At 68.8% G+C, this 11,447-nt stretch carries 12 protein-coding genes; 6 read left to right on the forward strand and 6 right to left on the reverse strand.

From position 1 onward, the window contains the following. Together ACZ68L_RS45525 and ACZ68L_RS45530 are read left to right on the forward strand one after the other, a co-directional pair. The coding region (locus tag ACZ68L_RS45525; protein WP_469590599.1) for a hypothetical protein at positions 1–458 on the forward strand (458 nt) is incomplete at its 5' end. 266 nt (positions 459–724) lie between these two features. Next, on the forward strand, positions 725–898 hold the full coding sequence (locus ACZ68L_RS45530; protein WP_469590626.1) for a hypothetical protein: 174 nt from the start codon (positions 725–727) through the stop codon (positions 896–898). Between the two features lie 68 nt (positions 899–966). On the opposite strand, the gene ACZ68L_RS45535 is transcribed toward ACZ68L_RS45530, so the two are convergent. The 6 genes from ACZ68L_RS45535 to ACZ68L_RS45560 all read right to left on the reverse strand — a co-directional run bounded on the left by ACZ68L_RS45535 (position 967) and on the right by ACZ68L_RS45560 (position 6,597). After that, positions 967–1,584, reverse strand: coding sequence for a hypothetical protein (locus tag ACZ68L_RS45535; protein WP_469590601.1), 618 nt, complete (start codon positions 1,582–1,584; stop codon positions 967–969). A 290-nt stretch (positions 1,585–1,874) separates the two neighbouring features. After that, positions 1,875–2,489 carry a hypothetical protein gene (locus tag ACZ68L_RS45540; RefSeq protein ID WP_469590604.1) on the reverse strand — a complete coding sequence of 205 codons (615 nt, stop codon included), beginning with the start codon at positions 2,487–2,489 and terminating at the stop codon, positions 1,875–1,877. 17 nt (positions 2,490–2,506) lie between these two features. After that, complete coding sequence (locus ACZ68L_RS45545; RefSeq protein ID WP_469590607.1) at positions 2,507–3,151, reverse strand: hypothetical protein; 645 nt, start codon at positions 3,149–3,151, stop codon at positions 2,507–2,509. Continuing rightward, positions 3,117–3,389: a hypothetical protein gene (locus ACZ68L_RS45550; RefSeq protein ID WP_469590609.1), complete on the reverse strand. Its 273-nt coding sequence runs from the start codon at positions 3,387–3,389 to the stop codon at positions 3,117–3,119. Before ACZ68L_RS45550 ends, ACZ68L_RS45545 begins: the two co-directional genes overlap by 35 nt. 71 nt (positions 3,390–3,460) lie before the next feature. Continuing rightward, positions 3,461–5,875: an ABC transporter permease gene (locus tag ACZ68L_RS45555; RefSeq protein ID WP_469590612.1), complete on the reverse strand. Its 2,415-nt coding sequence runs from the start codon at positions 5,873–5,875 to the stop codon at positions 3,461–3,463. Next, positions 5,872–6,597, reverse strand: a complete 726-nt coding sequence (locus ACZ68L_RS45560) for an ABC transporter ATP-binding protein (RefSeq protein ID WP_469590614.1) — start codon at positions 6,595–6,597, stop codon at positions 5,872–5,874. The genes ACZ68L_RS45555 and ACZ68L_RS45560 overlap by 4 nt, the downstream gene beginning before the upstream one ends. A gap of 179 nt (positions 6,598–6,776) precedes the next feature. On the opposite strand from ACZ68L_RS45560, the gene ACZ68L_RS45565 reads away from it, so the two are divergent. From ACZ68L_RS45565 to ACZ68L_RS45580, 4 genes are all read left to right on the forward strand, one after another. Continuing rightward, a complete protein-coding gene (locus ACZ68L_RS45565) occupies positions 6,777–8,009 on the forward strand; it encodes a sensor histidine kinase (RefSeq protein ID WP_469590616.1) in 1,233 nt (410 codons plus the stop codon). Next, complete coding sequence (locus ACZ68L_RS45570; protein ID WP_351086913.1) at positions 7,997–8,632, forward strand: response regulator transcription factor; 636 nt, start codon at positions 7,997–7,999, stop codon at positions 8,630–8,632. The genes ACZ68L_RS45565 and ACZ68L_RS45570 overlap by 13 nt, the downstream gene beginning before the upstream one ends. 188 nt (positions 8,633–8,820) lie before the next feature. Next, positions 8,821–8,988 carry a hypothetical protein gene (locus tag ACZ68L_RS45575; protein ID WP_351086915.1) on the forward strand — a complete coding sequence of 56 codons (168 nt, stop codon included), beginning with the start codon at positions 8,821–8,823 and terminating at the stop codon, positions 8,986–8,988. Between the two features lie 203 nt (positions 8,989–9,191). Next, entirely contained in the window at positions 9,192–10,883 is a 1,692-nt protein-coding gene (locus ACZ68L_RS45580; protein ID WP_469590623.1) for an amidase, read from the forward strand. The last annotated feature ends 564 nt before the right edge of the window (positions 10,884–11,447 follow it).

The raw sequence follows: 11,447 nt of genomic DNA on the forward strand, positions 1-11,447 counted from the left end.
CAGGCTCTGCTCTCATGCCGGGCAGGGCCCGCGATCACCCGATCGAGACTCCCGTTCGATCGACAGACTCCATGATCGATATGGCAACGGCTTCTGATCGCCATCATGGGGATGTGACCAACCCGAACCTGACCACCGACAGTATCTGGCGGCTCCACCACGGCGACCAGGAGATCGCCCGCCTGACCGTGATCGGCACCGATATGCCCTGGATTTACGCCGAAGTCGAGGCGCTTCCCGGCTTCGAGGCGTTCCGTCCCCTCTTCGCCGAGCAAGAGCGGGCTCACGACGAGGAGGACTGGGAGCAGGCCGAGGCCTGTTACACGCAAATCCGCAATGCGCTCGCCATGTCGTTTCCCGACGGCAGCCCGGTCGCTGAGTTCATGCTGGCCATCTACGACGACGGCACCGCCAGCTGGCGTTTCCACAACGAGCGCTTCGGCGCGGTGAACCAGTGACGTGCTGGCTTTGCTGCTCCCGGGACGGATGAGGTCCGTGTGACGCTGGCGGCAGCACCCAGTGTCTACTTGGGACTGCAGTGCATGTAACACCGCCAGGTGCCCCCACCACGTCCCCCGCCTGCTGTACGCCGACTGATCAACCCTCGGTGTCAGAAACCAACGTTGATCATTCTTCAGTGGCAATCGATCAACATTCACTGGCACAGGTCAGCAACCACCGGATCGCTCCCGGGCGGGCCTGCGGGTGCGGAAGAATCCCCGAGGTGACCACCGACAGCGCGACCGCCGCGTTCTACCCCGCCGCCGGCGAACCGCTCCCCGGCGACAGCATCGGCCTGCAGCTGCGCCAGTACGTCGACGACGTCGCACGCGTCCGGTTGCTGTACTGGGTCAGCGCCCTGCGCACCGTGGTCGTCGTCGCCTCCATCGAGGTCTAGCCGCCGCCTGCTCAAGTCCACATCACAGGCGTCTTCATCTGGGCTGCCCAGTGATTCGGAAGGCGGTCCTAGCCGTGCCGGGTGAAGATTTCGCGGATGCCGGGCAGGTCCGCTTCTTTCTCCTTCTCGTCCTCGTAATAACCGTCCTCGTCGCGGATCGCCACGACGGTCTCCGGGGTGAAGTCCTGGCCGAAGCGGTAGGCGTCCAGGCAGTAGTCGAAGCCGGACTCGCCGAAGAGGTCCGCGTCCTCGCGGCGGCAGTACTCCGCCAGGCCGTCGGACACGTGCCAGCGCGTGCCGTCGTACCAGAAGACACCGCCTGCGTAGTGAATCGTCCGGCCTGTCGCGGAGTCTGTGAGGTTCAGCGACTCGTAGTTCTCGGGACGGTCGCGGACGAGGGCGACGAGGGATTCGGGGACGCCGTCGTAGAAGGACTCCTGGAGGGCGAAATCCTCCTCGGCGTACAGATTCAGGTCCGACTCGTGGTCGAACGTCAGCAGCAGCACGCGGCCGTCTTCCGCGAAGTACCAGACCGCGGACTGGCCGCCGCCGTCGTTCCAGGCCAGACGGCGTGCGTCGGTCACCGTCACCGTTTCGACCTCGGCGAGTTCGTCCATGATGGCCGCGCGGCGCCGTACTTCCGGGAGGGGAGTCGCTGCCAGGGCATCCCATATCGCGTTGCTCATTCCCGCAGGGTATCCACCGCCTACGACAGGGCCGTCACCAAATACCTCGCCGCCTTCCACGTCGCCGTCATCCTCATCTGGGCAGCAGGTTGATCCAGAAGAAACGCCTCAGGTTGCCCCGGCCTGTGCCGAAATGGGGTGCGCAGGCAAGGCCCCGGCCCCCGCTGACGGCGAGAAGGCCTACCTCGTAGATCCGTAGCCCAACAGATGGCCGTCCCGTGCGCTCCATCGAACACCGGTGCCCGGATCACTCCAGGTCTGTCCATGTCCAGGAGGTAGCGGAGCGCCCATCAGGTTCGCGTCCGAACTTGAACCGCTTCCGGTGGTCCCCGATCTCGATGAACATAGAGAAGTCCTGCGGCAGGAAGCCGTTCGGCCAGGACGGTGACCTGCTCCTTCGCCCCCGCCTCCCGCAGCCTGCACAACAGCGAGCCCACGGCGCCTGCGTTGTCGACGGAGATCTGCGTGGCGGCTTGCTCGGCCAGGGCGGTCATCTGCTCCTTCGCCCCCGCTTCCCGCAGCTCATTCAGAGCCCAGGCCACGACGCCCGGGTCGTCGGCGGACAACTGGGCGGCGGCTCGCTTGGCCAGGACAGTGACCTGCTCCTCCGCCCCCGCCTCCCGCAGTGCCCCCAGCAGACAGGCCACGGCGCCTGGGTCGTCGGGGGAGACGTGGGCGGCGGGATCGCGGGCCAGCAACGCGGCCACCTGCTCCTCCGCCCCCACTGCCCACATCCTGTCCAGCAGCCAGGCCACGGCGCCGGGCTCATCGAGAGAGAGCTGCGCGATGGCTCGTTCGGCCAATGCGGCCACCTGCTCCACCGCCCCCGCCTCCCGCAGTGCCTCCAGTAGCCGGCCCACGGCGCCCGGGTTGTCGAGGGGGACGTGGACGGCGGGACCGGCCACCGGCCCCGCCCGCGTCTCTACGGGGAGGCGCTGTCCGGCTGCTCCTGGGTCAGCTTCTGCTCCAGGAGGTCGAGTTCGTCGCGCAGTGTCCGGCACAGGGCGAGCGCGTGGGCCGGTTCGGTGGCTGCGAGGCGCTTGAGCTTGCCGAGGTTCAGGACACCGGCCGGTTCGAGCGGACGTGGCGCCGGGACGGTGCGCCCGGTGGGCTGCAAGTTCACTTTGTAGCCGCACTTGACGGCGGCGTCGCGCAGCCCGCGCTCGGTGAGGTCACCAGCGGCTTCGGCGGTCTTCCAGCATTCGCGGGCGGCGTCGTCGCCGTGGTCACGCTGGACCGAGACCAGCGGGCGCAGCGGCTGTTCCTTGAGCTGCCGCCGGGTGACCGACGCCAGAGCCCGCACGACCGGGCCGACGCGGATCACCTTGTTCATGTAGTCGCCGCTGTGGCCGTTGAGCGCACGGCCCCAGGCGTCGAACGTGCCGTAGCCCGCCAGCCGGAACAGCTCCTCGTCCCGCACGATCCGGTAGGGCTCACCGACCCACGGCAGGTACTGCTGGGTGATCCGCTCAGTGGCCAGCTCAGTCTGGCAGTCTGCGTCCAGGATCGCGTTCTCGCAGTACGACAGCCGCTCAGCCGGATCGGCGATGCGCGGCGCGACGAACACCGAGACCGCCGGAAGCTTCCTGGCCGCAGGAAGCGAAGACCCTGTGGACGGCCTTGCCTGAGTAGGACAGGCGAAGTGAGAAGAGATAGCAGGTCACCAGTTCGCCGGCCAGACGCACCGTCACGTCACCGAAGTCGACCTCGGCCTCCATGGCGGGGCTGTGGGTCTGTGGCACAAATGCTTCCACCGGAGCCCTGCCAGAGGCCGCGAGGATCTCCGGCTTCCGGTCGCGGCGCATGAAGGAACGGCCCTCCTCTCGTGCTCCCCGCCCGAGGACGGGGAGCATGAGAGAGGCGGGATCTGGTTCCGCTACGTGATTCGAGGAGACCTTCGGCGGCGCAGCAGCTGGCGGGCGGGCAGCATGACAGCTGCCGTGCCCGACAGGAACACCGTGCCGAGTACGGCCGCGCAGACCGAGGGGGACACCGACAGCGCGGACAGACCGGTCACCGCGCCGCCGAAGGTCAGCAGGGTCACCGCCGCGACCAGAGAGCCGACGGCGGCCCCCGTACCGAGTACGAGGCAGGTCTCCAGCCGCAGCATCGCCAGAACCTGGCCGCGGGTCGCGCCGATGAGCCGGAGCAGAGCCAGTTCACGACGGCGGGACGCGGTGGCGACGGCCAGTGTGGTCACCACGCCGATCAAGGTGAACAGGGAGATCGCCGCGACTGCGAACAGCCCGGGCAGGCCCTCCTGGCGGGCTTTCTCGGTGAGAGCCGCACTGTACTGTCCGGCGGACGTGGCATGGGTCCCGGGGAAACGGTCAAGCGCCGGTCGCAGGTCGGCTTCTCCCTTCACCAGGAGGTAGTCGTCGTGGCCCGCGTCGGTGACGTGGGCGGCGACCACATCGTGAGGCAGCAGGACATCCCCGAAGCCCTGGCCCCGGTCGTAGACGGCTACCACCTTGGGGTGGATCACGGTGCCGTCGCCGAGCCAGAGGGACACGGTCGAACCGACGTCGGCCGTGCTGCCGACGTTCGAACTGAGCGCGACCGTGTTCTTGCCGCGCAGGCCCTTCAGCGAGCCCGCCTTCACGCCTGGGTCCAGGTTCGACAGTGCGCCCTTCACCCCTTGGGCGGGTAGGGACTGGAGCTGGTCCGCGACCGACATCACCACGGTGGTGCGTTTCACCGTGGTCACGGTGCCCGGCCCGGCTGTCTTTTTCACTGCCTGGTACATGGCCCGGGGCACGCCTGGCCCGTTCGAGACGAGGACGTGGTCCGCGCGCAAACCCGCGGCTGCCTGCGTCCGGGTGGCGTTGACCGCGGTGGTCTGCACGAACAGCTGGCTGGCGCCGAAGGAGAGGGCGAGCGCGATCGGGGTGATGACCGATGCGAGTCGCACGGCCGCGGCGGTGGCCGTGTCGGTGGCAAGCCGCCCCGGGACCGGGAACAGCAGACGCATGATGGGGCTGAGGCCGACGATTCCCGCGCGGGCGATCCAGGGGCCCAGCAGAGCTGCGGCCCAGATGAGGGAGATCACGAGTCCGCTCATGGCCGCGGTCGCCACCTGTCCGCCGAACGCGAACGCGGTGGTGGCCGAACCGAGACCGACGGCCAGGAACACCAGGCCGGTGACCATGCGCCAGCGCGGTAGCCGGGTCGGTTCGGTGGAGGTCTCGCTCACGGCCTTGGCCGGCCGGATCCCGGAGATGCGTCGTGCCGCGAGCCAGGCGGAACCGACTGCGGTGAGGACCGTGAGAGCCAGGGCACCGACGACGGGCAACGGTCCCAGAGCGAGCCCCAGCCCCTGGGGCAGGACGCCCTGCTCGGCCATGAAGCGGTGCAGCAGAGTGCCGAGCCCCAGCGACAGCAGACCGCCCAGGAGCGAGGCCGGTACGGCGACCTTGAGTGTCTCGCGGACAATCACCCGGCGGACCTGCCGGGGGGTGGCACCGATGGCGCGCAGGACCGCGAGCTCGCGGGTCCGGTCCCGTACGGACATGTCCAGGAGACCCGTCACGATCAGCAGCACCACCAGGAGGGCGACGCCGCCGATCGACGCACATACGCCGATCAGGTCGAGTCGTGCCGCCGCCACCTCCGGGTTCTCGACGTCGCCGCGGCCCGCGCCGGTCGCGACGACGAGACCGGGGGCGGCTGCCCGCAGCGACTGGGCGGACGTCTTCTCCGTGCCGAGCACGACCAGCGCGTCCGCGTGCTCGGGGCGGCCGCTGAGGACCTGTGCCGTGCGCTGACTGAACCAGACGTTGTGGCCTGCGGCGGACCGGTCGGCCACCAGACCGGTGACCCGGTAGGGCTCCGGCGCCCTGCCGCCGACCTGGAGACGGACGGTGTCACCGACGGCCCTGCCGCCGGAGTCCATCGCAACTTCGTGTTCTGCCTGCGGAGCCCGGCCGGCGCGCAATTCGACAGCGGTGAGCGCGGTCGCAGCCCAGCCGCGGCCGGTCCGCACGGCCCCGTCGGCGGTGACCACCGGCAGAGAGACGTCCGCGACCACCTCGGTGACTCCCGGTACCGCGCGTACCCGGTCCGCCACCGATACCGGTACCCGGGCCCGCTCCACCAGCGGCCTGGCATCGGTCTGGTCGTCCCGGACGGTCTCCACGCGCTGGCTCGCGGCGACGACGGCCACGGCGCGCTCATAGCGGTCGGCCGATCCGTGCGCCCGTAGTGCGGACTCCAGCAGGACCCCGAACGCGCCCGTCAACGCAGCCGCGCACAACAGTGCCGCCGCCACTCCGGCGGCGATCCCGCGCCTCACAGCGTGCCCCAATGGGCCAGGACGGCTGCGGCGGAGGGAGCCGTGAGCTCGTCGACGATGCTGCCCCCGCTCAGGAAGACGACGCTGTCGGCCCAGGCCGCCGCCACCGGGTCGTGGGTGACCAGCACGACCGTCTGCCCCATCTCGTCGACCGCGTCACGCAGCAGTTTCAGGACGTGCTCGGCCGACTTCGGATCGAGCGCGGCTGTCGGCTCGTCGGCGAAGACGATCTCCGGGCGGGTGACAAGCGCTCGGGCGACCGCCACACGCTGCTGCTGGCCGCCGGACAAACGTGCTGGAAGCCGGTCCAGGTGGTCGGCCATCCCCACCCGGTGGACCACTTTGTCCAGCCAACGCCTGTCCACCTGGCGGTTCCCGAGGGACAGCGGGAGGGTGATGTTGCGCTCGACATCCATCGAGGGCATGAGGTTGTAGCCCTGGAAGACGAACCCGATCCGTTCACGGCGCAGCCGGGTCAACTCCGTCTCGCGGAGCCCGCCCATGTCCAGATCCCCAAGCCGTACCGTTCCGCTGCTGGGCCGGTCGAGGCCGGAGGCGCAGTGCAGGAAGGTGCTCTTGCCCGATCCGGACGGGCCCATGATCGCGGTGAGACTGCCCTTGCGGAACCCCCAGCTGACCCGGTCCAGCGCGGTCACCTCGCCATAGGACTGGGAGACCTCCTCCAGGGACACGGCGAACGGCGTGGCCCGGGTCGTCGTCATCGGTTGCATGATGGGTCCTTCGGTTCCCTCGATCGGTCAGAACGGGTACCGAACGTAATCGCGCAAGCCGAGCAGACGGCAGCGGTCTCTCCCCCGAACCGGAGGTGTAGCGCGCTCCACCTGCCAGGTGGAGCGCGCACTTATGACAAGGGAACCCCTGTGAAGTACGGTCTTGCTCCATGGACCTGAAGGCAAGAGTGCTCCACAGCCTACGATCCACGAGGTATCTGCTGGGTGGACTCGCCACCGCTCTACCTTCGCTGGTTGGTTACGTTCTGTTGCCGCTCGTCTGCTTCTCGCTGATCTTCGCGCCGATCCTTCCGTGGGCGGTGCAGCCGTTGCGCGCCTTGGCCGATGTCGAACGCCGACGCGCCGAACGCGTTCTCGGCCGCCCCGTACGCCGGCCCTACCCGACGCCCGAAGGCAATGCCTACCAGCGGACGCTCCAACTGCTGCGGTTCCCAAGTACCCGCAAGGACGTGGCATGGATGCTGGTTCACGGCATCGTAGGGCTCGTCCTTCCCGTCCTCGTCCTGGGAGTGCTGCTCAGTCTGCTGCTGACGATCTCCATCCCGCTGTGGTGGTGGACCCTGCCCGGCGGAACCCTCACCCTCCTCGCGGCCCCCCTCACCACCTGGATGCAGGCGATCGTCCTGTCCGCGGTGTGTGTCTGGCTCTTCGCCGCCCTCTTCTTCTGGCTGGCCCCCGCCACGGTGAAGCTGGAGACACGGATCGCAGAGATCATGCTCGGTACGTGGACCGGCGCCGGCCGGCGGATCGAGGAACTGACCGCCTCGCGCGCGGGAGCCCTCCAGGCCCACGAGGCGGAACTCCGACGGATCGAACGCGACCTCCACGACGGCACCCAGGCGCAGCTCGTGGCGGTGGCCATGCGACTGGCCCTGGCTGACCGTCGGTTCGACAAGGACCCTCAGAGTTCCCGGAGAATGGTGCTCGAGGCCAGGACCACCGTGGACGAAGCACTTGTCCAACTGCGCACCGTCATCCGCGGTATCCACCCGCCGATCCTCTCCGACCGGGGACTGAACGGAGCCATCCGCTCCCTGTCCGCGGGCCGGCCGATCCCCACCACCCTGGACCTGCCCGAGACCGACCGCCGTCCCCCCGCCGCCGTCGAGGCGGCCGCCTACTTCGTCGTCGCCGAGGCGCTGACCAACATCGCCCGGCACAGCGACGCGAGCCGTGCTCAGGTGTCGCTCCGGTACGACGGCCCCACGCTGCGCGTCGTTGTGCGGGACGACGGGTGCGGCGGGGCCGCACCCGGCTCCGCCTCGGGCAGCGGACTTGCCGGGGTACGCCGACGGGTCGCCGCCCTGGACGGTACGACGAGGATCGACAGCCCTGTCGGTTCCGGAACGACGATTGAGGTGGTGCTGCCGTGCGGATCGTGATCGCGGAGGACAACGTCCTTCTCCGCGAGGGCCTGATTCTGCTCCTGGAGGACGTCGGGCACGAGATCGTGGCCGTCGTGGGAAGCGGGCCTGAGATTGTCCCCGCCCTGCTGGAACACCGGCCGGACGTCGCCGTCCTGGACGTCCGGCTGCCGCCCGGATTCCGCGACGAGGGGCTGCGTGCCGCCATCGAGGCCCGGAAACTCGTTCCCGACCTGCCGCTCCTGGTGCTCTCCCAGTACGTCGAGGAGAGCTACGCCGCTGAACTGCTCGGACAGGGCGCATCGGGGATCGGCTACCTGCTCAAGGACCGTGTGGGGCACATCGAGGAATTCCAGGACGCGCTGGAGCGCGTCGCTGCGGGCGGAACGGCGCTGGACCCCGAGGTCGTCTCCCAGCTGATGAGCCGCCGGGACCCGCTCGACGCGCTGTCCCCCCGGGAACGGGAGGTCCTCGGGCTGATGGCGCAGGGCCTGGACAATCCCACGATCGCCACGACCCTGTTCATCACCGAACGTTCCGTCAGCAAGCACATCGGCAGCATCCTCGCCAAGCTGAACCTGCCGCCGAGCGACAGCGGTCACCGCCGGGTCCTCGCGGTGCTTGCCTACCTGAACGCCTGACCCGCGTCCCGGACGGCCGTCCCGTGCGGCGACGTGTCCGTCACCGCATGGGTGTAGCGGGCTACACCTCAGGTTCGGGGGGACGGTCCGATGTGCCGACCGGGGCGCGGGGAGAAGGTGAACGGCGTAAGAGATCCCACCCCTGCCGCCCATCGGGCCGCCGGGGCGCATAACAGGAGGAACCCCTGATGAAGCCCGTGCTCTGGCTGCTGCTCTTCGTCTCCACGGTGGCGGCGGTCTACGTCAGCACCTTCGCCCACTACACCGGCACCACGAGGGTCCTGGCCGGGGTCGGCACCGGCGTCGTCTTCGTCGGATCGGCGCTGGGAGTGTGGCTGACCAGCGGCAAGAAGTGACCCGTAGCGGCGAGAGCACCTGAGGAGGGGGTGTCCGGCAGTGAGCCGGACACCCCCTCCTCACGCGTGACGCGGAAATCGGACACCCCCTCAGGAGGTGTAGTCCGCACCACTCCCGAACGGGGAGTCATCCCTGTCGTTCCGAAAAGACGCCGTTCATAGGCTCTTTTGTACGGACACAGGGCCTTCTTTCCCTCGCCTCTATGGAGAAGCAACTGATGCGCTCGCTCACTCGAACCACGCGACGGCACACGGTGATCGCGGTATCGGCAGCCTGCCTGCTCGTTCCCCTGGCGGCCTGCACACCGGACGACGGACCGCGACCGGCCGCCTCGGCCGACGGAGCCGCCCCGGCCGCCCCGAAGAACGGGGGGAAGCGCGACGGACGACTGGACAAGCGGCTGGACCGCGTCACGATCCTGGAACTCCAGGAGGACATGAAGGGCAAGCGGCTGACGTCCGAGGAACTGACCCGGGCATACCTGGACCGCATCCACCGCCTCAATCCCCGCCTCAACGCCGTCGTCACGGTGAACCCGGACGCACTGGACCTCGCGCGCAAGAGCGACGACCTGCGCCGCACCGGTGAAGTCCGCGGCCCACTGGAAGGCATTCCCGTCCTCATCAAGGACAACATCGACACCGCAGACCGCCAGCCCACCACCGCCGGCTCCACGGCCCTGCTGCACTCCAAGCCGGCACAGGACGCCTTCCTGGTCAAGAAACTGCGCGACGCGGGCGCCGTGATCCTGGGCAAGGCGAACATGTCGGAATGGGCCAACTTCCGGTCTTCCGAGCAGACGGCTGGCTGGAGTGCCACCGGCGGCCAGACCCGCAACCCCTACGTGCTCGACCGCAGCCCCTGCGGTTCCTCCAGCGGCTCCGCAGCCGCCGCCGCGGCCACCCTGGCCGCGGTGACCATCGGCTCCGAGACGGACGGCTCCATCGTGTGCCCCGCGAGCGTCACCTCCACCGTCGGCGTTAAGCCCACCCTCGGCATGGTCAGCCGAAGCGGCATGATCCCCATCACCAACCGCCACGACACCGCTGGCCCGATCGCCCGCAACACGACGGACGCCGCCCTGACGCTCTGGGCCATCCACGGCTCGGACGCCTCCGATGCCGACACCGCCGATGCCGACACCGCCCTCCCCACCGACTACCGCACCGTACTCGACCCGAACGCCCTGCGAGGCAAGCGCATCGGAGTGTGGCGCAAGGGCCACACCGGCATCGACTCCGACGTGGACCGCGTCTTCGAAGCGACCGTCCAACAGCTCCGAGCACTCGGCGCAACCATCGTCGAAGGCGCGGACGTGGCCGACTCGAAGGACATGATGCAGAAGGACATGCTTCCCGCCGTACTGACCGAGTTCAAGCACGACCTCAACACCTACCTGGCCACCACCCCAGGTCCCCACCCCAAGAACCTCACCGAACTCATCGAGTTCAACAAGCAGAACTCCGCTATAGAAATGCCGAAGTTCGGCCAGGAACTCTTCGAGATGGCTGACAAGACTGACGGAGACGTGAACGCCCCGGCCCACAGGAAGCACCGCGACGCCGCGACCCGGCAGGCCCGCCAGGCCATCGACAGCGTCCTCGCCGAGCACCGGCTCGACGCCATCGTCACCGCCACCAGCATCCCCACCCCCACCATCGAAGCGCTCGACCCCACCCCCTTCGAAAGCTCCACCCGCAATTCCGCAGTGGCCGGCTACCCCCACATCACCGTGCCCGCCGGCTACGCCAAGGGCACGCTGCCGCTCGGCGTCTCCTTCCTCGGAACGCGCTACAGCGACGCGACGCTGCTCAGCTACGCATACGCTTTCGAGAGGGCCAACCCGGTCCGCAAGGCACCCGCCTACCTCTCCACCCTTCCCGACCGGTCCTGACTCTGTGGAGCCCACCGGCCGGGGGCGGGCGCCCCCCGTGCCCGGCATCCGCTCCACCGAGTGGCGCCCACCCGCCCAGAGTGGACGCCACCGGGCGGGATCACTGGGCCCACCCACTCGGTGGATTTCTCCTTGACGTGTGTCCTGAACATGAAAGGAAGTTGCATGTAGGAGCGATTCCCAGAAGTGACGCTGTACGAGAGATGAAGGTTCGTGGCCCTTCGGAGTCGCCCTGCGGGGGGAGGCTTCAAACCGCCTCATGCTGCGTTAGCTGAAGACTGTCGTGGTGAGCGATGAGGACCCCGGTCCGGGTGGTGTACGGGTGCCAGCGCCTGTGTCTGGGTGGCCGGGGTGCGCATGATGCGCCAGCTGGTGCGTGGCGTGGTGGTGGTGTGGGTCAGGGCGACGGCAGCTTGTCGGCTGGTGCCGCCCTGGACCCACGCCCCGGTGAAGATGAGTTGATCGGCTGCCTAGTAGGGCTTGGTCAGGTTGGTGCGAGTGCTGGTATGTCGCGGTGGCAGGTGGGGCAGGCGCCGGTCCAGGCTGCGAGCAGTAGCTGCAGTT

The sequence above is a fragment of the Streptomyces sp. NPDC104309 genome (assembly GCF_055584025.1).